Below are 26580 nucleotides of genomic sequence, written 5' to 3' on the forward strand. Positions count from 1 at the left end.
GAAAGCGAGCATCCTTTGACCCCCATACCACAATCCACCATCGACGAACCATGCGTTGGACCGAAGCACCGCGTGAGATGTTTACAAATGGAATCCGCATTGGCGGTGCTCGGTCAACGCCGCCGTTCGTAGGCGCTGGTGACCGCACTGGGCTGCGAGCTGCAACGTCCAACGCATGAAATCCGACGCCCGAAATTGCTTGCGTCTGGATTCGCGACGCGATACGATTGCGGTATCGCCAACCGTCGGTGGCGTGTCGCTACGCGCGTGATCGATTGGACGCTACGAACAATCGAATGCACGGGAGTATGCTGCTCACGCGGCAATTCAACCTTTTTTTGATTCATCAAATTCAATCGCGGTTTCACCTCTTTCGATTTGGTCCGCATACCCCGTGGTTCGTAGACGCTGGTGACCGTTCAGGACTGACTGCAACGTTCAGCACTCGAAGCCAGCGACCGCGATGCCCGGCTGCGGAAGCCCTACGCCCGAATTCAGTGACCGCGATGCTCGGCAGTGGTAGCCAACGCCTGAACTCCGACGCCTGAATTTGCTTGCGTCCGGCTTGGCGACTCGATAGGATTGCGGTATCGCCGATCGTGGATAGCGTGTCGCTACGCGCGTGATCCAGGGTACGCTACGAACAATGCGGATGCACCGGAGAATGCGGAAGGACATGAGGGACACGGACATGAGGGACACAGCACTCTCGCGGATAGTTTGACTTCGTCCATGCAGAGGGATAGGGTGACTGGAGAGGCTGGCGGCAAAGTTCTTGAGAATGCGAGGTGGGTGATGTCCCGAATGGCACGCTGTGAAATCTTTGATCCCGATGAGGTGGCCATCGCCCATGTGTACACTCGCGTGTGCCGGAGCTGCTTGTCTGTTGGGAGATGATCCGTTCTCCGGTAAGAACTTCGACCACAGAAAGGTCTGGATCGAGGAGCATTGGCAACAATTCGCTGCCTCTTTTGGGATCGGCGTGCTTGGCTTTTCGATTTTGTCAAACCAGTTTCATCTCTCCCTGCGTTAGCGCCCCGACGTCGTCGCAATGTGGAGTGATGAGGAAGTGGCGCGGCGGTGGTTGATGCTGTGCCCCCACCGCCGCACAGCTGATGGTTTACCAATGACACCGACTGATCCCGAGATCAAGTCCATCGCCGGGTGTCCTATGAAACGCGCGGAAATCCGCCAGCGTCTGAGTAGTTTCAGTTGGTGGATGCGGTTGCTGTGCCAACGGGTGGCGACGCGAGCAAATCGCGAGGACGAGCAGTCCGATCCAGTGGGCCCGTGTGAGAGTGCATCGGGAAAACGCTGTAGTGACAAAGGATTCTGGGCCATGCGGGCTGCGGTTTACTTGGCGCTACTAGATTGGACGGCTCAGCAAAGCGTCCGTGGTAAGCATCGCACCGCTGTCAGTGTGCCGCCCATTCTGGTGCGGCTTGGCCTGGACAGGGCGACTTAGTGTGAACTGGTCAAGGACTTTGGACGCTTGTTCTGTAGCGTGGCGGGTCGTCCTGAGTGTGTGGACTCAATGCGCTGCCACCGGACCCACCGCCGCTACCATCTCCGCCGCCGCGCTCGCGTGCTGCTGACGACACGCGGCTAGCGAATCTCGCCGATTTTCGTTTGCTCCATGCCGGTCGCTTACTTTGCAGCCGCCTGTACCGCAGCGATGACTTCGCTGGGTTCGGCCCGCTTCTTGTAATCGGCGTCGAGGAATGCGTAGGTGATTTTGCCATCCGAATTAATAACGTAGGTGGCCGATAACGGGAGTTCCATCGCATCATTCCCATTGTACTCCGGCAATCGAGACTGATACATCGGCGCGATCGCATCGGGGAGTTCAAAGACGATGCCATATTGCTTGGCGAGCGCCAAGTCTTTGTCGTGGAGGGCAACAATTGAAAGACCGCTTGCCTCAGCAGTCTCCTTCGCTTTCTCAGGCAGTTCCGGGGTCAAGACAACTAATTTCGCCCCCGCGTTCTCGATCTGGTCGAGCGATTGCTGCATCGCTCGTAGTTGGATGTTGCAGTACGGACACCACCCGCCGCGATACCACATCAGCACGACAGGGCCCTCGTTCCACAACTCGCTAAGCGTGACTGCATCTCCCTTCCAACCTTTCAAGGTCCCGTCGACGGCTTCATCGCCGACCTGCTTGGCCAGTTTTTCCACCCCGCTGACACGCACGACGTCGATGCCTTTGGCGAAAGTTGCACGACGCTCCGCGGGTGCTTGTTTGGCAAAGCCGGCGGCTTTTTCAGCCAACTGTTGCGAGAGTGTTGGAGTGGTCGACGTTTCTTGCGCCATCGCGGGAGCCCCTAAAAGAGATGCCAGGAAGAATGATCGGGTAAGCGTTTTCAACATTGATTTGCTCTATTTTTGAGGAGTGTGCAGTGCGGCTGCCGAGTTCATGGTGCCGTTGGTCTTCGTTTCCGATTCAACAGGCCGGTAAGGTCGTACTTTGACAGAATGCACGGCTAACATATTTTTCCGCCATTGTTTTTTGCCAACCAACCTTGTTGGCCGATGCTATGTTCCGCCGCGCGACCCACGCGAGCGCGAGCGTGGGTTTGCGTACCCCTTCGCTGGCAATCACCGGTGACCGTAGGAGTCGGCAGGGAGCGGTTGCCGGTGACGACGTGTCGGTGATTAGCCCGCGTTGGCCATTCTCTTGAGGACGCCGTCGGCGGATCCGACGTCGTCGGCGGATCCTTCGTCCTCTCGCACCAAACTCATCTTAACACGACTTGTCTCCTTGAGTGATTTCATGAATCGTCAGTTCTTCATCAGCACGCCTGGGCTCGCAGCACTACTGGGCATCATCGCGGCAGCCGTTCCAATCGCTCACGCCCAGGAGTCGGGTGTTCCACCTGTCGAGCCATCGTTCACGCAGGGTGAAGCTCAATCGGATATTTCCACGCTGTTCGAGTGGAAAGGTGAGAATCCACGAACGGCCAATATCGGAACGATTAGGTCGGACGATGGTGTGGAATGGACTGTGCCCGCGAAAACCCACTTCGGAACTGCGATGAAGGCACCTGACTTGTACAATGAAGCCAACGCGGTTACGCCCGATAGAGTTGCTGATGTGAATCTGGCGCAGATTCCAGTGATCGATGCTGGGGGGGACGAAGTTTTTACAGCCTACATTTTTGGCGACAACTATTTTGAGTTCTACGTCAACGGCAATTTGTTAGCGGTTGATCCCATCCCGATGACTCCGTTCAACAGTAGCGTGATCCGCTTTAAAGCACAGCGACCATTCACCATTGGCATCATGGGAGTCGATTGGGAGGAGCGTCTGGGGTTAGGGTTTGAGAAATTCCGTGGCGCGGTGTTTCATCAGGGTGATGCCGGACTCGTTGCCGTTGTCAAAGATGAGAGCGAAGAAACCGTTGCTGTGACGGATCAGAGCTGGAAGGCACAAACGTTCTATACGTCGCCTCTGAAGTCAAAGGAGTGTCTCGTGCTGAAGGGGCCCTGGCGAGACAGCTCAAACTGCGGCACCGACGACGTTGACGACGGCACGTCGCACTTCGCTGCTCATTGGCCGATCCCCGACGATTGGGCTGCGGCCGACTTTGACGATCGCGATTGGCCAAACGCCGTTACCTACACCAACGATTTTGTAGGTGTCGAAAACAAGCCAGCCTATACAAACTTCACGGACCTGTTCGACAACCCCTCAGCGGATGCAAAGTTCATTTGGTCATCGAGTCTGGTACACGACAATCTCGTGCTACTGAGAACCACGATTGAAAGGTAGTTCAACAATTGCGTGGCCACTGGTGAGAAAATTAGTCTCTCGCGTGGGGCCGCTCATGGGGATGGCAGGAGTCCGCCACTTTTCATGCGTGAGTTAGCTCGTGCAGGCAGCCATGCGACGCGATGTGGCGTGGAGGTTTGACCGGTTGCTCTTCGCAATGCGTTCGTCGCACAACGCATGCAGCACGTGTCACGAGCCGCTATCATTGGTGAGCAATCTTCAACCACTGATGAGTTAAGAGCTGAAAAATGAGTACTGGCCAGTCTTCGTTTCTGAACCGAGCAACGTACCCGTGGGTGCTTTTCGCGTTCATCGCCTTCGTTGTGTTGGATGAGGGCTCGGCAAAAGAAATCTACGTGTCCGTTGACGGCCATGCTCAGGCTGATGGACGTTTAAAGGCTCCCTACGGATCAATTCCTGCTGCGGTAGAGGCGGTGCGAGCCCTACGTCAGTCGGGTAACGCGGAGCCGATCACGATCGTGTTGCGTGAGGGTCGACATCAACTGGACGAGACGTTGGTGCTGGGACGGGAGCATGGTGGCCGTGCCCGAACCGCCGCTGCCGTGGTCCCGCAGTATGGCGTTGGCGAAACGACCCGACCGGCTCATTTAACCTTCGCCGCATTTCCCGGCGAACGTCCGGTGGTCAGTGGCGGAGTACCGATAACGCGATGGACACAACCGGATTCTCCACCTGCTGGCCTGCCTGACAAAGCCGCGGGCAAGGTCTGGGTGGCCGACATGCCTGATGGCCTGGAGAGATTTCACTGTCTCTTTGATCGCCAGGGGCGGCTTCGCCGCGCTCGCGATTCCGGTTTTGCGGTCACGAGCCCCGGTGATCAGCGAACACTGCACTTCCCAGCAGGAGCGCTGAAGCGTTGGGAAAATCTTGACGACGTTGAGATTCAGGTGCGGCCTTTTCGCCCTTGGGTGATCAATATGCTTCCCCTCGCCTCGGTCGATGAAGCTTCAGGTGTCGCGAAGACCAGGGTATCTGCGACCTATGAAATGAGCGTGTTGCCGGGATGGGTTCACAATCCCTCTGGCTGCAACGTTTGGGTTGAGAACGTCCTGGAAGCGCTCGATGAGCCCGGCGAATGGGTCGTGAACACGGCAACCCGGAAAATCTATCTGTGGCCGTCCGACCCGGCTCCAGACGGATCACCGCATGGCATCTTGGCTCCGTCCACCAGTGAGCTGATACGTGTCGAAGGTAGGATCGATTACGATGGGCCCATCGACGTTCCTGTTCGAGGCATCGCCTTTTCCGGCCTCACCTTCACCCACGCAGATCGATTGGCATGGACGAGCGACGAAACACGTTTGGGCTGGGGAATGCAACATGATTGGGACATGTTTGACAAACCTTCAGCGATGCTGCGTTTCCGTGGCGCCGAAGAGTGCAGTGTCACGTCATGTCGTTTTCTCGATTCGGGAGGTAGCGGGCTGCGGATGGATCTTCATGCCCAACGCAATCGCGTAGAAGATTGCGAGTTTGCACATTTGGGCGAGGCTGGGATTCTATTGGCGGGTTACGGCCCCGGTACCAAAGACGTCAATCACCACAATCAAATCGTCAATAACCACATCCATCACTTCAGCGAAATCACCTGGCATGCACCGGGGATCTGGGCCTGGCAAAGTGGGCACAATCTGATTTCTCACAACGAGATGCACCATAGCGGATACGCCGCGGTGCTCATCACCACGAGAGTCAACCCATACAGCAACAGAGGTGGCTTAAATGGCGAAGGCGCCCGAACAATACGCCAAGCTGAGATTACGCCGGCAACGCATGAAACGCGAACGGGATACGAGAATTGGCAGCAACGCGAAAAGTACATCCACTCGCGACACAACTTGCTCGAATACAACGATATCAGTCACGCCGTTCAACTACTGTCTGATGGCAATGGCATCTATGTCTCGGGAGCAGGCACTGGCAATATCGTACGTTACAATTTTGTGCACGATAATCAGGCTCATTCTCTACCTGCAGCGATTCGATGCGATGATGATCAGCACGATACACTGATCTATGGAAATGTCCTCTACAAGAACCGCGGGTTCTCGGCAGGCATCGCTTCGAAAGGGATCAATGACGTCATCAACAATTTCATTGTTGCTCCGGCCGCTGCACCGCGGTGGGGGTATCTCAGTTTTGAATGGGTACCGGTGACAGGATCAAAGGTGCAACGCAATATTATCGTTTCTCATCGCGATGGGGGCAGCGCGCTCGCCGCGAGACCCCGGGCTAGCGATCGACCTGGAACTGCAGGTCCGAAGCTCGAACAAATCGATATGGATGCGAATCTCTATTTTCATCCGACAGACTCTCATTGGATGGACGAGCATCTGAGCAGGATGCGTTCAATCGGAAAAGAAAAGTTGAGTCTTGTCGGCGATCCACTATTCACGAACGAGGAAGCCGGCGATTTCAGCTTTCAGCCCGGAAGCCCTGCTCTCGAACTTGGTATCGAACCGCTGGACGTGTCCAAGATGGGTCGCAGGTGAGAATCCTGGTGAGAGCGGTCATGCTTTGGTCACGCGTGGTAGAACAGATTTCGCCTCCATCACGGTGCCATCTTCAGATGTTAAAACCGCGTTCAGCTGACTTCGCAATCCGCCTCCCCAGCCCCAGCAAAACGGCAGGGGCTCATACATTCTACTGGCCCCGAACAGTGAACTTGGCGTCGGGGTGGGTGGATAGCCTAGTGCGGCAGATCAATCGTTTTGGCAACGGCACGCCAAGCTTGGCCCGATGTCATCGACGCTCCTTTGTGTTGGGTGGTACGATTGGCGAGAAGCCAATTGATTTTGCATGGTGTCTTCCGAGCTACCCGCGATCCTTGCATTCAGCGTGGTGCAACGAGCGCAGGTGCGCCCGCGATCATGCATTTCCAAATTCCACTTTCCACCGCGGAGCCCCCCATGACTTATCCACGAAGCTTCTCGCATATCGGCATTTCCGTCACTGACCTGGAACAGGCCGTCGACTTCTACACCAAAACGCTGGGGTGGTACGTCATCATGCCACCCACCGAGATCGTCTCTGATGATTCGGCGATCGGCGTCATGTGCGATGATGTTTTTGGTGCGGGCTGGGAGCGATTTCGAATTGCGCACCTCGCCACCGGCGACCGAGTCGGTGTCGAGCTGTTTGAGTTTAAGAACGCCGAAATGCCTCAGAATAACTTTGAGTACTGGAAGACAGGCGTCTTTCACTTCTGTGTACAGGATCCAGACGTCGAGGGGCTCGCCGAAAAAATTGTCGCCAACGGGGGCAAGCAGCGGATGCCAGTTCGTGAGTATTATCCTGGCGAGAAACCGTACCGCATGGTGTATTGCGAGGATCCTTTCGGCAACCTGATCGAAATCTATTCTCACAGCTATGAGCTGACATATTCAGCCGGCGCCTATCAATCCGATGCCAATTGAACAGCAGCGGCGCCCACAGAACGCGAGCTCCGAGCTCGCGTATACCGGCTCAGACGAGATTCCGAGTTGCTTGGCCGGATTTCCCCCGACGACAGCGCCACCGGGCACGTTCGTCGGCATATTATTCGGCGCGATCTTACCGACACCAGTAGCGAGTTCGTCTCCCGCCGTTTCACTTCGACCGACCGCGAATTGGGCGGGACACTGCGAACCGATAATGGCTGGATTGAGTCAGTGTGTGTGAGCTGACTCAGGAAGCATACTTCATCGCCCCATCCAAAGAACTGCAATCCGCATCGAGACCAGAATGACGCCTTCTCACAACATTTCCCTCTGGCAGGTCGACGCATTCGCGGATCGACCGTTCAGTGGCAACCCGGCTGCGGTGTGCATCCTCGAACGTTATCCGAGCGATGAGTGGCTAGAGCACGTCGCCGCGGAGATGAACCTGTCCGAAACATCGTTCATCGTTCCCGCCGGTGAATCCAATTCGTTTCATCTGCGTTGGTTCACGCCAACAACCGAAGTCAATCTGTGCGGACATGCGACGCTGGCCGCCGCTCACACCTTGATCGAACAAGGACGCGTGCACATTGACGAACCGATCCGCATGCAAACCCATAGCGGTGAGTTAGTTTGTTTCCGATCGGGCGAGCGGATCACCCTCGACTTTCCGGCCACGCCCGCCCAGAGTGATGTCGATCCTACGATTGTGCAAAGCCTACTCTCGGCACTGGGGATCGACCAGGGCGAGGTACTGCAAACGAAATTCGATTTGGTTGTTGTCTGCGATGACGCAAACACAATCGAGTCCCTGCGCCCAGATTTCAGCCAGCTTAGCCGGATCGAAACCCGTGGAGTGATGGTCACTGCCGCCAGCCAACGAGCTGGTATCGATTTCATCTCGCGATTTTTTGCCCCTCGCTGCGGCATTGACGAAGATCCCGTGACGGGTTCCGCCCACTGTTGCCTCGCACCTTACTGGGCCAGCAAACTTGGCCGGACATCACTTGTCGGCTATCAAGCTTCGCGACGCGGAGGGACGGTTTACTGCGAACTCACGGGCGACCGCGTCCAGCTTAGCGGAACCGCCGTGACGGTGATGGAGGGCCAACTACTCGTACCAGCGGACTGAACGACCTCGGTCGAGGCACCGAACTGCCACGGACATGAGCGCAGTCAGTCAACTCTCCTAGAGTCGTAGTACCATTCGACCAACGGCATCGAAGCAGACTTAGCAGTAATCGGAGTGCGGCAAGATGTGGGCGAACTGCCCCACAGCTCAAACCTTCGCCATCATGATGGACACGTCGGAGAGCTGTTGCGAGCATGGCGATTGACGCAGAACGGCAACATCGCCTTGACTCAGGCGTGATGCGAAATCAACGGCTAGCGATTTTTTCGCTCAAGTGGTCTGATACCAACTCGGAAAACCCGATTCACGACGAATCTGTGAAAGCTGGCCCATGTGCAATGCAATGTGCGTGGTGAACACGTGCGCCAGTAGATCGCCTACGGTGGGCAACTCTTCTGCCAGGAAAGGTGTCGGTTGCTTCTCAGCGAAAATGGCAGGATCGGCGGCTAAGACTTTCTTCTTCAGTTCGTCACCGGCGGTGCGAAGATGTTCGAGCAAGTCTGCGCGGGTGCGTCCGTCATCGCCGACCGCGCCACCGGCACTCCCCGGCCCGTACTTCGGCATCATTGACTCGATCGTCGGCGGGGCCGAACCGATCAACATCAATCCAAAGTCCATTCCGAGTGCCAAGTGGCCCAGAATCCACTTCGGACTATTCGCATCTCCTCGCGGCACGTCGAATTCTTCCTCTGGAATGCTCTCCGCCATCTCGGCCGCCATCTTTCGCATCAAATCGAACAGCGTCGCCATATTCTTCCACTGGTCCATCAAATATCTCCGTTCAGTCACCTGCAAGAATGGGTCGTCGACTGCCAACTGTAACCTTCACTTATCAGCTCGCACAGCACCGACCCAAGCCACATCGATTCGCGGCAGGACGCGAGCCCTCCCCCTGAGACTCTCAATGAATCTCTCATCAACCACTCGCCGATCACGGGAACGCGACCTCGCTGAGACTCACCCCCAGCACGTTCGTCGCAATTTTCTCAAGTTCATCGCGGCTGCCTTCAAAATGATAGGTTCGGTGCGTATGGCGGATGCTTTGATGTGGCTGAAGAGCTTTGGCGCTGGAGGAGGACTCCAATTCGTAAAACGGCCCCAATTGGCTGCCGTCTTCCAAAGGGCCATCATTGTATGAATTGACGACGTCACCAGCGAATGGTTCATCCTGCAATCCCCAGAACGAATTAACGTAGTCAACGTCTCCCCCGAACGTATATTGGACGATCGTCAGTACACTGTTTTCGGCATCGTAGCTACCACAGACGGGAACGATGTTCTGAGGAGGCAAACCAATTTTTGACCGATACTTGCCGTCTCCCTTGAACACAACGGCGTTGTCCGTGGTCATCAGTCGATCTTTCGGCACCTCGCCAAAGTAGCCACTATTTAGTTTGAGATCGTCTTTATAGGGAATCACGATGCTTGTTTGATCTGACGGTTTGAACATGCCCAAAATCCAAATCGACAATAGCCCCGACTCCTTCTTCCAAGCCGCAGGCCCGGTATTCTTCAGGTCATTGACGGACTGGAATCCGACGGACTTCGTGTTCGGGTCCAGCTTGATCCCAAGATTCGATTCGATGACGGATCTTTGAAGGAGAGAGATGTCTCGGCTGACCTCAATCTCGAAGGAGGCTTCGCTGTAGTTTTCAAGCTGGATTTGCTTTCGAAACGAAACACGGGTCTGATCGTGATTGACAACTTCAAACGGCTCGGTATCGATAGCCGCAGGTGTGAACCAATTCTCAAAAGTAAAATCGACTCCATTCTTAAAGAAGATTGAAAATTGGCCACCCTCGGGCCCCATCCAGAAGCGATCTTCACCTCCCAACACGTTGATGTGTTCGACCCATGTTCCGGATGCGATCAAATCATAGTTGATCCATCCGTAGCTCGACCCTGCGGGCCCGTTGGCAGTACTTGTCATCACCCTCCCCTGATAGTCGGGGACAACCGCGACCTGACAGTCGTCATCTTCGCTCCTCAACACGACGACTTGCTTGTGTTTTTGGAGAAATGACAAGTCGCTTCCGAACGTGCCATCTCGCGGGGCTTGCGAATAGACCGGCGCGGACATTGTTGCGACGAGAATCGCGATTAGGACGAGCTTTTTCATTTCAGATGCAGAAATTTCTGTGGTTTGCGTAACTGAGAATCCAACTTCGGCAGTTCATTCTACTGGGTGTTTATCGAGGTCACATGCACTGTTTGGCATTGCGGTGTGTCTTCGTGCGAAGCAGGCACTCCAGGGTATCCCGGAAGCCGCGATTTTTTTCGACGACCTGGGCGTGCGCTCGCGCGATTCTTCCTCGTCCTGAGCAAGTACTCGTCCTGAGCAAGTAGCTGAGACCAAGGCTCGCTGTTATGGTCGAGGGATTCAGATCGCGACCTACGCCATCGAATCGACTCTGTCGCCCACCGAGTTTGTCGCTGTGTGGCGTCGATCGACGATGCTAGAGCGGCGACCGATTGAGCCTGTGGTGGGAGCTGCCAAGGTGCCGGATCGTGCCTCCGCAGAAAGGTGAAAGCTGTTCGCCTTCTTGACGAACTCAGGTTGTCGCGACGTCGCTCTGATGCGGTCAATCTTGTCGTCGAGCTCGTGATCACTGTCGACGATACAGATGTTCGTCACTCTTGCGCCGTCTTTCACCACACCACCCACAGGTAGTTTTCTGGGCTCATCAGACGCAATCGTGTACCGGACATTTTCCAGCATCTCGCATACATGCTCAAAGATGATTTGTGCGCGAGTTCCGCTAGCAGTAGACTGGACGGGCCAGGAATGACAGCGTCAAACACTGCCGACGTGTGAGCATGACGAAGTACGCGTGCGTCGGAGGCACCGTCTGGTTGCTTACGCTGCAACCTTCGTTGTAAGACCGCCCGAGCAACTTGAGCATTTTCTGAAACGAGCGATGGAGGCTAGCGTGTCTGCACTGGCTGCTTCATAGCTTTTTCGTAGTCATGTCACGCCGTTCGATGCCTCGATCGTGTGGCGAGCCGAGCAGAGGATTTTCTGGAGGCAGCGGGGAATCAAGGCTCAGCGTGTTCCGAATAATCCGTGATGATCGTCTCCTATAAGATCGGGACTTTTGACTTCCATGCAAATTGCTTCGTACTTAACGTCGTGGATACGGGTAAGCTCCATCGTGTTGCTCGTGATTCTGTTCGTCGCTGCGGGCGTCAATCACTTCGTGTCGCCAGAGGTGTATTTGAAGATAATGCCTGACTACCTGCATTGGCAGCGGTCTTTAGTTTATGTCTCCGGGTTCTTTGAGATCGTTGGTGGGCTAGGCATGGCGATCCCGCGCTTGCGGCGGGCGGCAGGGTGTGGGGTGATCGCCCTGCTGATCGCCGTATTCCCGGCAAACGTCGATATGGTGGTCAACTCGGATCAATTTCGAAGTATTCCGTATTGGGCTCTCGTGGCCCGACTGCCACTCCAGGGGCTGTTGATCGCCTGGGTTTGGTGGGCGACGGTGAGGCATCCGGACACCGCAAACTCGGCGAGGGACGCATTGTGACTGAACTGGGACAGGTGTTGTTGCTGACAACGATGGCAGGGGCTGCCATTCCAATCGGTGGCATGATCGCGATGGTTGAGAAGATTTCGCCCCAGTGGGTCGAAGAAGAGTTCCGCCACAGCGTGATTGCGTTCGGCGGAGGTGTGCTGATCTCAGCAGTTGCCTTGGTGCTGGTTCCAGACGGTGTCGAACAGCTTTCGCTCGGATGGATCGTGACTGCATTCGTGGCCGGCGCGGTTGTATTCTGGGCCTTGGAGACATTGTTAGCGAGGTCGCAAAGTTCGATCGCCCAGTTGGTTGCGATGCTGTCTGACTTCATCCCCGAAGCGATCGCCCTGGGAGCTGCGTTCGCACACGGCGAACAGACTGGGGCGCTGCTGGCGGTTTTGATCTCACTGCAAAACCTGCCCGAAGGTTTCAATGCGTACCGCGAGCTCAATGTGACCGGCAACATCGGCGGCAAAAAGCTAATCTTGCTGCTGGCGACCTGCATCCCACTCGGTCCGCTCGCAGGATGGGTGGGATACGAGCATCTCTCGGCTTACCCCCGCGTCGTCGGCTTCATCATGCTTTTCGCTGCCAGTGGAATTCTCTATTTGACATTCCAAGATCTGGCACCCCAGTCCAAGGTCGAGAACGAAAGGGCACCTGCGATCGGTGCCGTTTTTGGATTCCTACTCGGTGTCATCGGTCAAGTCTTACTGAACGGCTAAACTGCCTCATGTTCGCCGAAGGTCTCAGCATCAAGACTTGGTCGCTGCCGAGCTTCACCGACAATTGACCACCCGACCGTTGATAGCGATTCTGGGCCCGTCAATTCATGCTCGATTGCGTATTTAAGTCACGGTCCGCGTCGAGGTAACTCAATGGCTGGACGTGAATCTGCTCGCCTCTCCCGATTCAGCGTTGATAGCTGAGCGAGCCCCACATCGGCCTCGAAAGCTGAGCTTCACTGGTCGCAATGGACAGCGTAGCCCCGTCGATGCTGAAAAACCAACGGCTCGGAGTGAGCGAAAATGCGGAGGGATACACGTGCCACTCAGAGACCTGAGACCATCCGGAGTGCTGGATGGCGTGAGCCAACGACGATGTTTTCGGTTTGCAGGCCTTGACTTGCCGACACTTACCTGTATCATACAGCAATACAACTTGCCTTTTATACGGTGAGCCCACAGGGTTGCGAGTGTTTCGAAAGGGATGAATAAAATGTCGGTGTTTGAAAATCGCAGCGTTCGACTTCCACGCCTCGCCTTCGTCGTGCGGATACTCTTCGCGTCGTTCTTGGTCGGCACAGGGATCATGACAATGGGTTTTGGCGTCAATGGGTATCCCGTCGGCGATCCTCCAGGGGAACTCGATTACTTCATGCTTGCTCTGGAAAAGACGGGCTATCTAATCTTTTGGGTTGGCTTGCTGAAGACGGTCGCTGGCGGGCTGATGTTCTTCCCGCGGACTGCGCCACTCGCGATCCTGATGTCGCTGCCTTACGCGTTCAATATCCTGCTGTACGTAATCTTCTTTGCTCGTCAATACCTTGTTATTGGGCTTCCGGATTTCGCAGCGTGCGCGCTGCTGATTTACTGTTACTTTGACTGGTATCGTCCGATCTTTGCCGGACCTGCGACCGCATCGATTCAGGCCGCATCTGGAGGCGAACACGCACTTTGACTCAGAGTCTTCGCCCGGATTCGCAATCGGGCGAGTTGCCCATCTGATTCGTTCCGGGATGGCTGCCGTGCTGAAGAGTGCGGGTTGGCCGTTTTCACCCGAGGAAACTCAGACACTGATCACTTTGTTGGATGCCGGCCAGCCGCTGAGCATGAACGAGTTGGCAGCACTGATGATCCGTGACCCCACGACTGTGAAACGCCAGTTGGATCGACTGGTTGAACAGAACTTTGTCGAGCGGAGCGTATCGATTGCAGACGCTCGGATCGTGATGGTCGGGTTGACTCCGCGTGGCGAGCAGAAGCTTCAAAGCGTCCTTCCGCTATTAGACGACTTGCGAAAAACCACATTGCGGGGCATCTCGAAGTCGGAACTGGAAGCGACGCAGAACGTTCTGCAAAAGATGCAGAAAAACTTATTGGTAAGAAACTTGTAGCGTCAGGTCGCAAGCCCTCCGGTATCGTGACACCGGACGGATTTCGCCGTGCCGCTCAGAAATTTGCACACTCGTCAAAGGAATCGTCTTATGAAACGTCTCATCGCTACTCTCTGTCTCTTGGTAACGGCTGCAGGCATTGCCAGCGGACAGACGCAGGTCGAGCCCGACATGGCACTGCAGATGCTCAATGCTCAACAGCAACAGTTTGAAAAGGGAGTTGTCAAAGTTGCGGACAACGTTTACACCGCAATTGGGTTTCACGGAGCGAACACCACAATGATCGTCGGGACGGACGGTGTTATTATTGTCGACACGCTATTCGGTCCGACCAGTGCAGCCCAAGCGGCTGATGCCTTTCGGCAGTACAGCGACAAGCCGGTTAAGGCGATCATCTATACCCACAGCCATGGTGATCACATCGGTGGCGCCAGCGCTTTTGTCGGCGAGGAGAAACCGGACATCTATGGCACCGAGACCTTTGGTTCTGCCGAAGGCGTCAACAACGCGGTCGACCCGGTGAAAGCGAAACGAAATGTACGCCAGTTTGGTCGAAATCTATCTTCGTCGGAAATGACCAACCGCGGAGTTGCACCGGCGGGTACCGAAGACAGTGACCGCGGCAAAGGATTCCTTCCACCGACCGTTACCGTGCCTAGCAGCGGACTGAAAACAACGATCGCGGGTGTCGATATCGAATTCCACATCGGCCCAGGGGAAACCGACGATGCGATGTTTATCTGGCTCCCGAAGGCAAAGGTGTTACTGGCGGGCGACAATTTCTACAGTTCCTTCCCAAACTTGTATGCGATTCGGGGCACGGCCTATCGTGACGTACTGAATTGGTCCGAAAGCGTTGGGAAGATGGCTGCACTGGAACCACACGTGGTCATTCCAGGCCACACGATGCCCATCCAAGGACAGGAAGCTGCTACGACGGCTCTGCAGGATTACAGCGAGGCGATTCGCAGCGTGTACGACCAAACCGTGCGAGGCATCAACGCCGGAAAAGGTCCCGACCAACTCGCCCACGAAGTCAAGCTCCCGAAGCATCTAAGAGAAAAACCGTATCTCATCGAGTTCTACGGCACGGTGCCGCATGCGGTCCGAGCAATCTATTCAGGTCTGTTGGGTTGGTACGACGGAAACCCGACGACGCTGAGTCCGATGGAACCCAGATTGAAAGCACGCAAGATCGCCGAACTCGCCGGTGGCACGCAAAAATTGACAGAGCGAATGAATGCCGCGCTAGCGGAACAAGACTATCAATGGGCATTGGAGCTGTCGGATCATGTGAAATGGCTGGATGACGGCGATAAGGAATTAGCCCGCAAAGTAAAAATCGAGGCACTGCGAGGGTTGGCCGCACGCGAGTACAACGCGCCGAACCGGAACTACTATCTCAGCTATGCCAACGAACTCGAATCGGGCGCGTTGAGCGACTTGTGGTTTTAGCCCCTCGCGGAACGGCACCGACTCGCGACACGGAGCCGACTCGCGACACGTCATGAGAGAACCATTAGATTGCCGTTTGCGTTGGCGATCCATTCATGCAGGTCGAGCCAGCCTCCTGACTCGTGCCCAAAACGCCAAGTCGGTGCCTGAGAACAAGGCTGAGGAACTTGCTGGTTGAAACCTGTTTTTTCTCTGCTGTCATGATGTCACTGTAGTGGACGAGGCGACACATCTACTGGTGCTGACGCTCATCGCCTCGTCCTTCACGAAAAATGCCTGCGGCGGATCGTTCTGCCCCCTGCGATTTGGTACTCAACTGACCGACGCAGTCACGACAGATGGATTAGATTGTCAGCTCCCAATGCTGGCCACGGTTTAATCAGGAAAATTACATTGGCCTCACCAGAAGCTGCAATCGGCGAATTAGCGAACCATGTGATCCACGCGGCCGGCTTACAGCATGATTCCGACTGCCCGGACGAGCTTCGCGATGCGCTCAACGCGATTGCCGAACATGAGTCTCGAGAGGAGGCGAGACTGCTAGTCGCGAGGCGACTCGGCGAGGTGACAAGTCCAACCGGTGCCGGTTTCCTGGCGGTATGGTTGGGCGCAGGGGCGGAAGGAGGAGCCGACCCGGATCTGACGGGGGATGCGATTCTTGGGTCTCTCCTGCGCTGGGCTGGTCCCGTTGCGTCTCTACCTGATGAGGATGCCGACGATGATGAACCTGACGTCGATGCGAAGATTGTCGCTGGGCTCGAGATGCTCGGTCAGGGACTCGTTGCTCACATCGCCCGTTCGCCAACCCTGCTGCAACAAATGGCAAACGATCCCGATGTGGTCGCCGAGTTGGAACGAGTCGAATACGCGTCCGCTGGTCCAATGTGGGTTCTTGAACTGCTGCGCAAACGAAGCGGCACCCTCTTGGTCATCCATGTCGAGAAGCGTCGTGCAGTACAGGTGTCCTATCAGAATCTGTCAAATTGCTTCCATCTCTTCACGCTGCTGCAATCAGCCTTATCGGCCGTCAACATGCCTGGTGCAAAACGGGTCTCTGCTCGACTTCTGGCTGTCGCGAGAGGTGATGGCATGATGGATTGCCACGATGAAGCTTGGTGGCATTACGGTGTTGGGACCTGTCCAGCGGCGGACTTGGGCGGATCAGTTTGGGGTGAAGCGAATCCGGACTCGATCCCCAAAATTGATGGGCAGCAGGTAATTCTGCTGTGGCCGATGATCATCAAGTCGCGTCAGTGGGGAGTAGGATTCTTCCGTCCGTTATTGCAGGCATCGCCGCCCGATGTGACTGTCATCGCCGAGCTGACAGTCGACGAAGTCAAGCAATGGGTCGAGAAACTTAGACTGCCAGAAATCATTCCAGAGCCCTGGTGGAAGTTTTGGTGAACTCGTCTATCACCTACGATTGCGTTATCTAAATTCCCGTCGCCAGCTTCGGCGCGTGCAGGTTCTCAAGCATGGCGAGGAACTCCGATTTGCTCACCGCTCCCTGAACTTGCTCGAGAACGTTTCCCTCGGCATCTGCGATGATCGTGGTTGGAGTAACGTAAACTTCGTATTGCTCCAACGCCTCCGAATTGTCACCGGGTTCTCTAACGTTGATTAGTATCGGTGTGAATCCTGCATCCACCACCGACTCGACCTGCTCGTCTGCCCAGACCGTGCGTTTCATAATGCGACAGGGAACACACCAATCGCCCGTGAAGAAAAGAATCATCGGCTTTCCGGATTCTGCAGCCAGTTGTTTACCTGACGGATAATCGTCGGCCCAAGCGATATCGTTCTGCGGGACGTAAAAGCAATACCACGCATAACCGAGTGAAACGACGAGCGTGACCCGCCAAAACCAGCGCCACAACCATAGCCCCATTCCTGGAGAAGGTTGGGAAAAAAACTCGTCGGTGGCGGGTGTGTCTTGCATGGTACTCCTTGTTTCGGTTGACGGGCTGCATCTTGGATTCCCATTCGCTTGAAGGAGATCGCTATCATAGAGGGCTGCCTTTGCCGTCATGTGGGGCGCAGGCACTCCTCGTTTTATCGATCATTGGCTTTAAATTTCAAGAATGAACCCCTTGTCCTGTTCGCGTAAGCTACCAACGCCAGCATCACAGGAACTTCGACCAACACACCCACGATCGTCGCCAGCACCACAGGTGACGCTGGGCCAAACAAAGTAATTGCGACAGCGACCGCAAGCTCGAAGAAGTTGGATGCCCCAATCATCCCCGCAGGTGCGGCAACGCTGTGAGGGCACTGCAGACGATAGCAGACTCCATAGGCCACAAAAAAGATCAGCACCGTCTGAATAATCAGCGGAATAGCGATCAGCACAATGTGCAACGGATTGTTGATAATCACTTCGCCTTGGAACGAGAAGATCAGAACCAGCGTTAGCAACAGGCCTGCGATCGTAATGTTGTCGAACTTGCGTAAAAACACGCTTTGAAAATATTCTTCACCCTTGGAGCGGATCACCAAATTTCGTGTGAGCACTCCGCCGGCTAACGGGACGACCACGAACAGGACGACGGACAGGATCAATGTCATCCACGGAATCGTGATCCCACCAATGCCAAGTAAGAACGCCACGATGGGCGTAAACGCAATCAGAATGATCAAATCATTGATCGCGACTTGAACGACCGTGTACGCCGCATTCCCACGCACCAGGTGGCTCCACACAAAAACCATTGCGGTACACGGAGCAGCGCCAAGGAGGACCGCACCGGCGAGATAAGACTTCGCCAGCTCCGGTGAAATCCACGGCTTGAACACTACATAGAAAAAGAAGGCCGCGATGCCGAACATCGTGAAAGGTTTGATGAGCCAATTCACGATCCAGGTCACGTAGAGCCCCTTTGGATTTTTCCCCACATTCTTCACGCTGGCAAAATCGACCTTCATCATCATTGGATAGATCATCAGCCAGATCAAAACAGCGATGGGAATCGAAACATTGGCGTACTCAAACTTTGCCAACAAGTTGGGGATCGTGGGTACGAACTTGCCAATGAGCACTCCGATCACCATGCAGAGGGCGACCCAGTAGCTAAGGTTCTCTTCAAAGAAGCTAATTGCAGGCTTTTCAGTTTTGTCCATCTTGGTTCAATTCACTTGCAGTTGGTTGGCTTTTTGTTGAGCTGGCGTCCGCGGTCGCTGCTCTCCATTCAGCGAGAAGTGCCTGCTCTTCGCGTTTGTCTCTTGGACGCAGCACGTTTAGGACGACAATCCTCGACAGCTCTTGCGATCGCACGAAATGCGTCCCTCAAGTCCTTGTATCGCACGGCATAATAGACGGTCCGCCCTTCTTTGGTCGCGGTGAGAATGCCAGCTCGCTCGAGAACTCCCAGATGCCGCGAGACCACTGACAGGTCGACGGCACAGCATTCGGTTAGCTCTGTGACCGAGCAAGCTCGTCCGCACTTCGCCAAACAGGAAAGGAGTTTCAATCGCGTCGGTTCACCGAGCGCTTTGAACAGCTCGGCATCCAGCAGATCGTCGATAGGTCCGCAGCATTGAAGGGTTTCGTGAGGCTTCACAGTGACTCCTGATCTTCTGGCGGGGCTAGCGCTTTTTTGCATATTTGTGTCAGCGTGCAAGTGTATACGCCGGTTGGTAGCAAAGCAACCACTGCCGGATTTGCAGGAAAACACCTTGTTTTTCAGGCGCAGTTAGTCCAAATGGCGGGCCCGCTCAGTCCGAATGGCGGGGCCGTGTCGAGATGTCGCAGACGAAAATGCCATTTTGCTGCAGTTGGTATATGCGTGTAGACGAATAAGAGATAGAAGGCTTGTAGAGACACAGACCCCAACGCGAGCCCTTGCCAGCAAGGTTCGCTCACCAACTTTTGGAGAAGCAAAAATGACGATTCGAACTCGCTTTAACGGACTGTTCGGAAGCGCCTGCATGATCGCCTTGGCGGCAACGGCAGTCGCCAACTCCACCGCGATGGGCCAGCAGCCAAGTTTGGTCGCCACAACCACCCAGGCAGACAGCAGCCAACCGCTGACGTTTCAGTATCTGTTCTTTTGGAAAGAGCACGATACGCGAACACAAAACGCTTTGGATGCGACTCAGCAAGAACTTGCAAAACTCGGTGACGATGTCTCCGTAAAGCAGATCGGTATCAAGGACCCTGCCAATGCTGAAGTCGTTAATTACTATGGCGTTAGCCGGGCACCGATGCCACTGGTACTTTGCACCGCCAGCAATGGCGCTGTCACGAAGGCGTTCGTGACTCCATTCGCTGCATCTCAATTGCGGGAGGGAATTGTCAGTCGTGGGACGGCAGCGAGCCTGAAGGCCCTTCAGGAGAACAAATTGGTTGTCCTCTGTGCCATAGGAAGCGGCACCGCCGCCGACCAGACGACGCTGAGCAATGCAATCGCTCTGAAGTCCGACCAGCGTTTCGCCAAGTCGATCGAAGTCATTGCGCTGGACGTACACGATCCAAATGAAGCAACGCTTCTGGCAGGCGTCAAGCTGAACTCGACCTTGACGGAGCCAACCATCGTGATTCTGGCACCTCCAGGAAAGCAGCTGGCAACACTTGCGGGCTTGGTCACCACTGAACAAATCGCTGAAAAGCTAGTGGCTGCGCAAAGCGCGTGCTGCCCTGGTGGTCAATGTGGTCCCGGCGGCCAGTGCTGCCCCGGTGGCCAGTGTGAACCCCAGAAGAAATAGTCAGCCACGAAACTCAAAAACAGGAGCATTGCCATGAATTTGAAAACTCTCATTTCCCGAGAACTGCTCGAGCGTAAGACTCAGATGGTCACAATTGTCTTCGGGATATTCCTGGGCATCACAACCGTGGTAGCAATCGAAACTATTTCTCACTACTCCGAAAAGGCTGTCGCGCGTGAGCTGGATACCTTAGGTGCAAACATCTTGGTGTTACCGAAGTCCGCAACGTTGCAAGACTATTACACAGCCGACATGCAGGATGAAGTAATACCCGAGGAGTACGTGCTGCGATTGACGATGTCGGATGCACAGGGTGTGGACAATCTCTCGCCCAAACTGAGCATGCCGATTGAGTTGCAAGGGCGAAACTTCACACTGACCGGAATTCTGCCTAAGAGTGAATTTACCGCGAAAGCAGCATGGGCTGGAGCTGGAATTTTCTCACAGCACATTGGATGTGGAGCCATCGAATTGGCAGGCGAGGAAAAGGAAGAAGACAAGCAAGCTCTCGTGCGGAAACGCGTGATCGAGACGCTCGAACCCAACGAGGCGCTGGTCGGCCACGACACAGCGACGATTCTGGGCATCAGTGATGGCGATACACTCCAACTCAAAGGTGAAACATTCAACGTCATCGCCGTACTTCCAGAAACCGGCACCGTGGATGACTCGAGAATCTTTGCGCACTTGCACAAGGTTCAAGAGATGTCGGGCAAGGGAGAGGTGGTCAACTGCATTGAAATCATTGGCTGTTGCAAGGAAATCTCGGCTGGCCTCGTCGGCAAAATCAACGAGCTGCTGCCCGATGCGAAAGTGGTGACGGTTACTCAAGTTGTCGCCACGCAAGCCAAGATCAATACGATGATGGAGAGCCTGTCGCTCGCATTCCTCGCGATCATCGTGGTCGTTGGCGGAGCTGGGGTTGCCAACTACATGTACGCCAATGTCAACGAACGCCGGCGCGAGATTGGAACGCTAATGGCACTCGGAGCCGAATCGTCCTTCATCATCAAGTTGTTCCTGACCAAAGCAGCGCTGCTTGGCGTCGTCGGCGGAGCAACCGGGTTCGTAGCAGGCACGGTCTTCGCCATCACACTCGGGCCAAAGCTGGCGGGTGTCCCAGTATTCCCAATGCCAATGCTCGCTCCCATCGCGGTCGTGATCGCCGTGACCATCGCACTCGCTGCCAGCTACTTCCCCGCGCGGAGGGCCGCGACTCTCGATCCCTGTGCTACGTTGCAAGAGATCTAAGAAATTGAATGTTGTTTCAAACAGCCGGCACGCGTTCGCGTCCGGTATCTGGGACCAAAACCGGTTGCCAGCGCACAGTGGCGAACAACCTAAATCCATAAACCAATATCTATAGGAACGGTACCATGTTGACGATGAACAACGTTTCCAAACGCTACACGCATCGACGCAGTGACGTCTATGCACTTCACGATGCGAATGTGGAGATCGGAACCGGCGAGTTTCTCTCGATTGTCGGTCCCAGCGGCAGTGGTAAGAGTACGCTGCTTCTAATGCTCGGCGGCATGCTGTCGCCCACGTCCGGCCAAGTCACCCTCCACGGAACTTCTCTCTACGATTTGTCGCCAAACGAACGCGCCAAAATGCGTAAGCAGCATGTCGGTTTCGTGTTTCAAGGCTTCAATCTTGTACCGTATCTGACCGCACTTGAGAACGTGATGATTCCTCTGTTTCTAACAAACGCGGCTCAAGAGACGCAGGAATCACGAGCCACTGAACTGCTCCAGCGTGTTGGCTTAGGTGACCGACTCGACCACAAGCCTGCCGAGCTAAGCATCGGGCAGCAGCAACGTGTTGCTTTGGCAAGAATGCTGGCCAACGACCCTCAACTGATCCTCGCCGACGAACCGACGGGGAACCTGGACCCCGAAACAAGCTCTATTGTGCTGGCCTTCTTTGAGCAATTCATCAGTGAAGGCCGCACGATTGTGATGGTGACTCACGATCCGCGAGCCGCCGAGCGGGCTCGTCGCAAACTGCGGATTGACGGGGGACGCATCATCGAGGATGCCGGCATCAAAGCAAGGATCGTTGCGTAAGGAATGATACTGATGGCTAAAATGACCAAGAGCCTCGTTGATATTGACATAATGTTTCGGGCCTTCGCTGATCCAACTCGTTTGCGGGTGCTGCACCTACTGCACCTCCACAAGGAACTGTGCGTCTGTGATCTGGTGTCCGTGCTGGGGCTCCCTCAGCCGCTGGTATCAAGACACTTGGCTTACCTAAAGCGAGCAGGCTTGCTGCAGGACAGGCGCGAGGGCAAATGGAAGCATTACTCGTTGACCAGCGCGGACGGTAATTTTCACAGTAATCTTTTGTGCTGCGTATCGAAGTGTTTTGCCGACGTTCCGGAGTTCATTGAAGATGCGAAACGAGCCGCGAAAGCGCTGGACGCCGAGGGATGCTGCGATGAAACCGCCAACACGAAAACGCGTGCGGTAAAGGCGAAGTAGAGACAGACTCCATGCTCGACACTCCCCGTAGACATGATTTTGCGGGGATGTGCAGAGACCTTACCATTGCTCACTTGCGTCAGCATGCAAGTATCCCACCTACCGCGACCTTGCAGTGCATGGTACGCTCTACGCTTTCGGGCCTACAGCCTGCCTTTTAGCGGGCCGACCGAAGCTGACCTAGCTTTCGCCAAGAATTGCTAATTTGCGTGCCAAGGACGTCGGGTTATGAAATTCCATGTTACTTCAGCATGATCAGTGGGATCATGCGAGTCACACCAATGCTTGATTTTAGGCCGAGTGAAATTAAAGTCACCAGTGACGGTATTCGCCTAAGTTCCCCGCTAAATAAGGAGTCGATCGAGTACGAGATCATCATCGATACCGATGAGAGCGATGATCGTCTTGAACTTCTGCGCAGGAACGTTGAGAAGTTTGGCACAATGTTTAACACTGTCATCGCTGGAGTAGGCTCAATGGTCTACTTCGCAAAAGGTGAAAAATCTATTTCTCAGATTCGAAATTTTGCATTTTAGGATTCTTTAATGACATTGAACAATACTGACGCTGCATCGACTGCATTTTACCCGGGGCTGATGCGTTACCTAACGGACGCAGTAACACGTTTCGATTCAATCCCTGAGGATCGCAAGAGCGATCTCGCTGAAGTTTCCGACTACATTCGCGAACGCTTGTCGAAATCCGAGCCAGCAAGACTTACGTTTATCTGCACACACAATTCGCGACGTAGCCACCTCTCACAGATCTGGGCACAAGTCGCTGTAGATTACTACGGCTTAAATGGCGTTGAGACCTTTTCAGGTGGTACCGAGGCAACGGCTTTCAATCCCCGCGCAGTCGTTGCCATGCAGCGATGTGGACTGAAGATCGTTGCCGACGATCCCGCTGCGACCAATCCACGCTACAGTGTCTATACCTCCGACTCGGCCATTGCACAGGTATGCTTCTCAAAGGTCTTCAGCGATCCCCCGAATCCTAGCAAAGGATACTGTGCGGTGATGACGTGTTCACAAGCCGACGACGCCTGTCCGCTGGTAATGGGCTGCGATCTCCGCATACCGATTCGATACGAAGATCCGAAAGTTGCTGACGACACAGAGTTCGAAGCCGAGCGATACGACGAGCGTTCGGCGCAGATCTGTAGCGAAATGCTTTACATGATGTCCCTCGTTTAGAGCGCCGTCAAGTCGAGAACGTTGGTTTCAATTTCACGGGCGGGAGGTCACACGTGACCGCGAATCACCTTCGCCGGATTGCCCGCCACCATAACGTCGGGTGGCACGTCCTTCGTCACGATACTGCCAGCACCGATGACGCTGCGGTCGCCGATCGTCACGCCTGGGCAGATGACTGCCTTACCGCCGATCCAAACATCGTTGCCGATCGTGACCGGCTTGCCGAATTCTTGAGTTCGGCGCTGCTCCGCGTTCAGGGGATGCGTGGCGGTATAAATGTGAACGCCGGGAGCGATGAAGACGTTGTTGCCGATCCGGACTTCACAGACGTCCAAGATCACGCAATCGAAATTGAAGTAGACCTTCTCGCCGAGATGGATGTTGATCCCGTAGTCGCAGCGAAAAGGTGGCTCCAGCCAAACCGTATCTCCACCGCTGCCGAACAGTTCGGTCAGAATGCCGCGCCGAAGTGCTTGTTCACGAGGCGGGCCATGGTTGAGTGCGTAACATCGTTCACGCGCAATCATTCGCTCCTCGGCCAACTGCGAGTCATTCGGATCGTAAAGCTCGCCAGCCAGCATTTTGTCACGTTCACTTGTCATTTTGGTCAGTTGACTACGTTAGCGGTCCCCAACAGCACATTCAAAGTTCGATTAGCGACCCGAGTGATGTATTTATTGGGTTGGTCTTTCAAGCAGGCTTTCATTTCGGGAATCAATGGCCGGGCCAGCTCACCTGCTTCGCCCAAGACGATCGCCGCTCGCAGTCGCCCCCATTCATGTTCGCTGGCCAGCTCTTGTTTTAATAAGGGCAAGGCCAGCTCCGGAGACTGCAACTTTAGCAAGGCACGAGCTGCCGCGATTCGAACGCAAGTCGCTTCGTCCTGAATCGCTGAAATGAGTTTCGGCTTCGCTGACGAGGCGACCTCGGACAAATTTCCGATTCCGATTGCTCCCCAATAGCGAACAACGGATTCTTCATCGTCAAGAGCGGCGACAAGTTGAGCGAGGTTCTCGGTTCCACCAATCGCTAGGCTAGCAACATTGCGGATGCGTTCGATCAGTTGAGGATCGGCATTCAGCAAAATGTTGTAGCGAGCGCCGTCCGCCTTCTCGCGACGCTGGATTTCGGATTCGGGAATCAAGCCAATATCGCGGGTCTGCACAACCCAATCCAAATGCACATCACGCATTCGTTCGAGGGTTTCCTGGTAGGATTCGTCTGCTGCAAGGTTGTTGATTTCATGGGGATCCGATTCGAGATCGTACAACTCCTCCGCTGGCTTATGATCCGCCATGAACAATGCGGCCGCCTCAGACAGATTGCCTTCCGCAAAGACACGACGCAGTTCTTTCATCGTCGCGCCTTTTTCGGGCGTGTTCATGTATTGATAGTACGGTTTGAATGGTTCGTAGTTGCGAATGTAGCGAAATTGCTTGTCACGAACGGCACGAATGATGTCGTAACGTTCGTCCATTCGATCTCGAGCGGCGAACACGTAGTCCCGCGGTTCGGTCAGGTTTCGGCCTAGGAAAGCGCGACCTTGGAAGTATTCTGGTGGTTCAATGTTTGCCAAGTTCAAGACCGTCGGAGCAAAATCAAGACTACTGATCAGTTGATCGTCGACCGTTGCGGATATGCCTTGGTTGTCGATCCGCAACGATTCAGGGATACGGATAACGAGCGGGATTCGCGTTCCCGACTCATACAACCAGCGTTTAGCGCGGGGCAAGCCGACTCCGTGGTCGGACCAAAACATGATGATCGTGTCATCGTAGACACCACGGTCTTTGAGTTCCTGAATCCTATCAGCTACCCAGTAATCCATGGCCGTGATCAGTTCGTAGTTTCGCTTCCAGTCTTCACGTACGACCGGCGTGTCAGGATAGTACGGCGGCAACGTGAGTTTGGCGGGATCCTGTCGTTGTTGCTTGCTCAGGACCTTAGTGACTTCGTTGAATTTCTCTTCATTCGCAATTCCGCTTTCATGGCAGCCGACAAAATTGAAGACTGCGAAAAATGGTTGGGAATCGTCTTTTCGGTTTTTCCAATGTGCGTGACGACTTGACTCATCCCAAGCACCTTTCGGTGTTTTGAACTGATAGTCCTCTTTGCTGTTGTTCGTGCAGTAGTATCCAGCCTGTCGCAGGTAGCTTGAAAAAGGCTCAATGAAATCGGGAAGTTCGGCATTGCATCGCATGTGATGCGTCCCGAGTGTCGATTGGTAAACCCCCGTGATGATCGCTGACCGACACGGCGCACAAACACCCGCGGTCGTAAAGACAGGCTCATCCGCCGGAAGCGTGCGCCGGGTTTGAAGTCGCGGAAGTTACGACGGATGGATAAAAAAGTGTGGACATGCCATCCTTCAAAGAGAATTCTCACATCTTCTTTGCAGGAACGTACATGTCCACCTCCTTGTTGTATCACTCTTTCGGCATTCGTGGCTACCGGCAGACTCGAATCGAGCCCACCGGAGGCGTTANACGGTTCCATGTCCATCCAAATGAGAAGTCGATCTGCTGTTCCTCGTGCCAAAGCAGCAACGTGATCAAACGAGGCGTCACGCAACGCGAATTCAGGTGTTCGCCGATCGGATTGAAGCAGACCGTCATTGTTGGCACTTTGCCACGTCTGCAGGGGTGCATTCCCATTCTACGGACATGTTTGCTAGCAAATTGCATTCGTCTTTGCCCCGTTTTCGCCTGATTTCCCGAGGTTAGAATTGATCGCTTTGATGGATCAATTCTAACTCGTGGCAAGGATG

26 protein-coding genes and 1 pseudogene are annotated in these 26580 nt (G+C 54.8%); 17 read left to right on the plus strand and 10 right to left on the minus strand.

The window, feature by feature from the left end:
- The first annotated feature begins 1126 nt into the window (after window positions 1-1126).
- Window positions 1127-1465 carry a hypothetical protein gene (locus Poly21_RS28040; RefSeq protein WP_302120689.1) on the plus strand — a complete coding sequence of 113 codons (339 nt, stop codon included), beginning with the start codon at window positions 1127-1129 and terminating at the stop codon, window positions 1463-1465.
- A 182-nt stretch (window positions 1466-1647) separates the two neighbouring features.
- On the opposite strand, the gene Poly21_RS26035 is transcribed toward Poly21_RS28040, so the two are convergent.
- Complete coding sequence (locus tag Poly21_RS26035; RefSeq protein WP_302120690.1) at window positions 1648-2313, minus strand: peroxiredoxin-like family protein; 666 nt, start codon at window positions 2311-2313, stop codon at window positions 1648-1650.
- A 460-nt stretch (window positions 2314-2773) separates the two neighbouring features.
- On the opposite strand from Poly21_RS26035, the gene Poly21_RS26040 reads away from it, so the two are divergent.
- From Poly21_RS26040 to Poly21_RS26055, 4 genes are all read left to right on the plus strand, one after another.
- Window positions 2774-3772: a hypothetical protein gene (locus Poly21_RS26040; protein WP_302120692.1), complete on the plus strand. Its 999-nt coding sequence runs from the start codon at window positions 2774-2776 to the stop codon at window positions 3770-3772.
- A gap of 248 nt (window positions 3773-4020) precedes the next feature.
- Window positions 4021-6285, plus strand: a complete 2265-nt coding sequence (locus Poly21_RS26045) for a right-handed parallel beta-helix repeat-containing protein (RefSeq protein WP_146409999.1) — start codon at window positions 4021-4023, stop codon at window positions 6283-6285.
- Between the two features lie 417 nt (window positions 6286-6702).
- The gene (locus Poly21_RS26050) at window positions 6703-7209 is read left to right on the plus strand and encodes a lactoylglutathione lyase family protein (RefSeq protein ID WP_146410000.1); all 507 of its coding nucleotides are present in this window, start codon (window positions 6703-6705) and stop codon (window positions 7207-7209) included.
- Between the two features lie 307 nt (window positions 7210-7516).
- Entirely contained in the window at window positions 7517-8344 is an 828-nt protein-coding gene (locus Poly21_RS26055) for a PhzF family phenazine biosynthesis protein (RefSeq protein ID WP_146410001.1), read from the plus strand.
- Window positions 8345-8614: 270 nt separating this feature from the next.
- Here the strand turns inward: Poly21_RS26055 and Poly21_RS26060 are convergent, their stop codons facing one another.
- The 3 genes from Poly21_RS26060 to Poly21_RS28045 all read right to left on the minus strand — a co-directional run bounded on the left by Poly21_RS26060 (window position 8615) and on the right by Poly21_RS28045 (window position 11063).
- Entirely contained in the window at window positions 8615-9112 is a 498-nt protein-coding gene (locus tag Poly21_RS26060) for a DinB family protein (RefSeq protein ID WP_146410002.1), read from the minus strand.
- Window positions 9113-9275: 163 nt separating this feature from the next.
- Window positions 9276-10463 (minus strand): DUF6786 family protein, encoded by a 1188-nt coding sequence (locus Poly21_RS26065; RefSeq protein WP_302120694.1) that lies wholly within the window; start codon window positions 10461-10463, stop codon window positions 9276-9278.
- Between the two features lie 273 nt (window positions 10464-10736).
- Window positions 10737-11063, minus strand: coding sequence for a PhnA domain-containing protein (locus tag Poly21_RS28045; protein ID WP_302120696.1), 327 nt, complete (start codon window positions 11061-11063; stop codon window positions 10737-10739).
- A gap of 385 nt (window positions 11064-11448) precedes the next feature.
- Here Poly21_RS28045 and Poly21_RS26070 point away from each other — a divergent pair, with 385 nt between their 5' ends.
- The 6 genes from Poly21_RS26070 to Poly21_RS26095 all read left to right on the plus strand — a co-directional run bounded on the left by Poly21_RS26070 (window position 11449) and on the right by Poly21_RS26095 (window position 16834).
- Window positions 11449-11871 (plus strand): DoxX family protein, encoded by a 423-nt coding sequence (locus Poly21_RS26070; protein WP_146410003.1) that lies wholly within the window; start codon window positions 11449-11451, stop codon window positions 11869-11871.
- On the plus strand, window positions 11868-12584 hold the full coding sequence (locus Poly21_RS26075; RefSeq protein WP_146410004.1) for a ZIP family metal transporter: 717 nt from the start codon (window positions 11868-11870) through the stop codon (window positions 12582-12584). The genes Poly21_RS26070 and Poly21_RS26075 overlap by 4 nt, the downstream gene beginning before the upstream one ends.
- Before the next feature lie 493 nt (window positions 12585-13077).
- Entirely contained in the window at window positions 13078-13539 is a 462-nt protein-coding gene (locus tag Poly21_RS26080) for a hypothetical protein (RefSeq protein WP_146410017.1), read from the plus strand.
- Between the two features lie 58 nt (window positions 13540-13597).
- Window positions 13598-13975, plus strand: a complete 378-nt coding sequence (locus Poly21_RS26085) for a MarR family winged helix-turn-helix transcriptional regulator (RefSeq protein ID WP_302120699.1) — start codon at window positions 13598-13600, stop codon at window positions 13973-13975.
- 90 nt (window positions 13976-14065) lie between these two features.
- A complete protein-coding gene (locus Poly21_RS26090) occupies window positions 14066-15430 on the plus strand; it encodes an alkyl/aryl-sulfatase (protein ID WP_146410005.1) in 1365 nt (454 codons plus the stop codon).
- A 393-nt stretch (window positions 15431-15823) separates the two neighbouring features.
- Window positions 15824-16834, plus strand: a complete 1011-nt coding sequence (locus Poly21_RS26095; RefSeq protein ID WP_146410006.1) for a hypothetical protein — start codon at window positions 15824-15826, stop codon at window positions 16832-16834.
- Between the two features lie 28 nt (window positions 16835-16862).
- On the opposite strand, the gene Poly21_RS26100 is transcribed toward Poly21_RS26095, so the two are convergent.
- The 3 genes from Poly21_RS26100 to Poly21_RS28405 form a co-directional block, all read right to left on the minus strand.
- Window positions 16863-17369, minus strand: coding sequence for a thioredoxin family protein (locus tag Poly21_RS26100; protein ID WP_302120701.1), 507 nt, complete (start codon window positions 17367-17369; stop codon window positions 16863-16865).
- Window positions 17370-17482: 113 nt separating this feature from the next.
- Entirely contained in the window at window positions 17483-18547 is a 1065-nt protein-coding gene (gene arsB / locus Poly21_RS26105; RefSeq protein WP_146410007.1) for an ACR3 family arsenite efflux transporter, read from the minus strand.
- Window positions 18548-18615: 68 nt separating this feature from the next.
- Window positions 18616-19029 (minus strand): ArsR/SmtB family transcription factor, encoded by a 414-nt coding sequence (locus Poly21_RS28405; RefSeq protein ID WP_146410008.1) that lies wholly within the window; start codon window positions 19027-19029, stop codon window positions 18616-18618.
- Window positions 19030-19309: 280 nt separating this feature from the next.
- Between Poly21_RS28405 and Poly21_RS26115 the strand changes: the two genes are divergently transcribed.
- The 6 genes from Poly21_RS26115 (at window position 19310) to Poly21_RS26140 (ending at window position 23813) form a co-directional block, all read left to right on the plus strand.
- Entirely contained in the window at window positions 19310-20131 is an 822-nt protein-coding gene (locus Poly21_RS26115; protein ID WP_146410009.1) for a hypothetical protein, read from the plus strand.
- Window positions 20132-20164: 33 nt separating this feature from the next.
- The gene (locus Poly21_RS26120) at window positions 20165-21382 is read left to right on the plus strand and encodes an ABC transporter permease (RefSeq protein ID WP_146410010.1); all 1218 of its coding nucleotides are present in this window, start codon (window positions 20165-20167) and stop codon (window positions 21380-21382) included.
- Between the two features lie 125 nt (window positions 21383-21507).
- On the plus strand, window positions 21508-22200 hold the full coding sequence (locus Poly21_RS26125; RefSeq protein WP_146410011.1) for an ABC transporter ATP-binding protein: 693 nt from the start codon (window positions 21508-21510) through the stop codon (window positions 22198-22200).
- A 12-nt stretch (window positions 22201-22212) separates the two neighbouring features.
- Entirely contained in the window at window positions 22213-22617 is a 405-nt protein-coding gene (locus Poly21_RS26130; protein WP_302120704.1) for an ArsR/SmtB family transcription factor, read from the plus strand.
- 266 nt (window positions 22618-22883) lie between these two features.
- A complete protein-coding gene (locus tag Poly21_RS26135; protein WP_146410012.1) occupies window positions 22884-23153 on the plus strand; it encodes a hypothetical protein in 270 nt (89 codons plus the stop codon).
- 9 nt (window positions 23154-23162) lie between these two features.
- Window positions 23163-23813, plus strand: coding sequence for a low molecular weight phosphatase family protein (locus tag Poly21_RS26140; RefSeq protein ID WP_146410013.1), 651 nt, complete (start codon window positions 23163-23165; stop codon window positions 23811-23813).
- 47 nt (window positions 23814-23860) lie between these two features.
- Here the strand turns inward: Poly21_RS26140 and Poly21_RS26145 are convergent, their stop codons facing one another.
- The 3 genes and pseudogenes from Poly21_RS26145 to Poly21_RS28415 form a co-directional block, all read right to left on the minus strand.
- Complete coding sequence (locus tag Poly21_RS26145) at window positions 23861-24415, minus strand: sugar O-acetyltransferase (RefSeq protein WP_146410014.1); 555 nt, start codon at window positions 24413-24415, stop codon at window positions 23861-23863.
- Window positions 24416-24420: 5 nt separating this feature from the next.
- Window positions 24421-25290, minus strand: a complete 870-nt coding sequence (locus tag Poly21_RS28410; RefSeq protein WP_367302584.1) for a HEAT repeat domain-containing protein — start codon at window positions 25288-25290, stop codon at window positions 24421-24423.
- 60 nt (window positions 25291-25350) lie between these two features.
- Window positions 25351-26088: pseudogene (locus tag Poly21_RS28415) on the minus strand (sulfatase-like hydrolase/transferase); the annotation flags it as partial.
- Window positions 26089-26580: the final 492 nt, after the last annotated feature.

The organism is Allorhodopirellula heiligendammensis (assembly GCF_007860105.1).
GTDB classification, from domain to species: Bacteria; Planctomycetota; Planctomycetia; order Pirellulales; family Pirellulaceae; genus Rhodopirellula; species Rhodopirellula heiligendammensis.

Excerpts from the sequence above, each read along its gene's own strand:
- Poly21_RS28040 (WP_302120689.1), top strand. The coding sequence starts at position 1,127 with ATGACACCGACTGATCCCGAGATCAAGTCCATCGCCGGGTGTCCTATG.
- Poly21_RS26035 (WP_302120690.1), bottom strand. The coding sequence starts at position 2,313 with ATGGCGCAAGAAACGTCGACCACTCCAACACTCTCGCAACAGTTGGCT.
- Poly21_RS26040 (WP_302120692.1), top strand. The coding sequence starts at position 2,774 with ATGAATCGTCAGTTCTTCATCAGCACGCCTGGGCTCGCAGCACTACTG.
- Poly21_RS26045 (WP_146409999.1), top strand. The coding sequence starts at position 4,021 with ATGAGTACTGGCCAGTCTTCGTTTCTGAACCGAGCAACGTACCCGTGG.
- Poly21_RS26050 (WP_146410000.1), top strand. The coding sequence starts at position 6,703 with ATGACTTATCCACGAAGCTTCTCGCATATCGGCATTTCCGTCACTGAC.
- Poly21_RS26055 (WP_146410001.1), top strand. The coding sequence starts at position 7,517 with ATGACGCCTTCTCACAACATTTCCCTCTGGCAGGTCGACGCATTCGCG.
- Poly21_RS26060 (WP_146410002.1), bottom strand. The coding sequence starts at position 9,112 with ATGGACCAGTGGAAGAATATGGCGACGCTGTTCGATTTGATGCGAAAG.
- Poly21_RS26065 (WP_302120694.1), bottom strand. The coding sequence starts at position 10,463 with ATGAAAAAGCTCGTCCTAATCGCGATTCTCGTCGCAACAATGTCCGCG.
- Poly21_RS28045 (WP_302120696.1), bottom strand. The coding sequence starts at position 11,063 with ATGCTGGAAAATGTCCGGTACACGATTGCGTCTGATGAGCCCAGAAAA.
- Poly21_RS26070 (WP_146410003.1), top strand. The coding sequence starts at position 11,449 with ATGCAAATTGCTTCGTACTTAACGTCGTGGATACGGGTAAGCTCCATC.
- Poly21_RS26080 (WP_146410017.1), top strand. The coding sequence starts at position 13,078 with ATGTCGGTGTTTGAAAATCGCAGCGTTCGACTTCCACGCCTCGCCTTC.
- Poly21_RS26085 (WP_302120699.1), top strand. The coding sequence starts at position 13,598 with ATGGCTGCCGTGCTGAAGAGTGCGGGTTGGCCGTTTTCACCCGAGGAA.
- Poly21_RS26090 (WP_146410005.1), top strand. The coding sequence starts at position 14,066 with ATGAAACGTCTCATCGCTACTCTCTGTCTCTTGGTAACGGCTGCAGGC.
- Poly21_RS26100 (WP_302120701.1), bottom strand. The coding sequence starts at position 17,369 with ATGCAAGACACACCCGCCACCGACGAGTTTTTTTCCCAACCTTCTCCA.
- arsB (WP_146410007.1), bottom strand. The coding sequence starts at position 18,547 with ATGGACAAAACTGAAAAGCCTGCAATTAGCTTCTTTGAAGAGAACCTT.
- Poly21_RS28405 (WP_146410008.1), bottom strand. The coding sequence starts at position 19,029 with ATGCAAAAAAGCGCTAGCCCCGCCAGAAGATCAGGAGTCACTGTGAAG.
- Poly21_RS26115 (WP_146410009.1), top strand. The coding sequence starts at position 19,310 with ATGACGATTCGAACTCGCTTTAACGGACTGTTCGGAAGCGCCTGCATG.
- Poly21_RS26120 (WP_146410010.1), top strand. The coding sequence starts at position 20,165 with ATGAATTTGAAAACTCTCATTTCCCGAGAACTGCTCGAGCGTAAGACT.
- Poly21_RS26125 (WP_146410011.1), top strand. The coding sequence starts at position 21,508 with ATGTTGACGATGAACAACGTTTCCAAACGCTACACGCATCGACGCAGT.
- Poly21_RS26130 (WP_302120704.1), top strand. The coding sequence starts at position 22,213 with ATGGCTAAAATGACCAAGAGCCTCGTTGATATTGACATAATGTTTCGG.
- Poly21_RS26135 (WP_146410012.1), top strand. The coding sequence starts at position 22,884 with ATGCGAGTCACACCAATGCTTGATTTTAGGCCGAGTGAAATTAAAGTC.
- Poly21_RS26140 (WP_146410013.1), top strand. The coding sequence starts at position 23,163 with ATGACATTGAACAATACTGACGCTGCATCGACTGCATTTTACCCGGGG.
- Poly21_RS26145 (WP_146410014.1), bottom strand. The coding sequence starts at position 24,415 with ATGACAAGTGAACGTGACAAAATGCTGGCTGGCGAGCTTTACGATCCG.
- Poly21_RS28410 (WP_367302584.1), bottom strand. The coding sequence starts at position 25,290 with ATGGACGAACGTTACGACATCATTCGTGCCGTTCGTGACAAGCAATTT.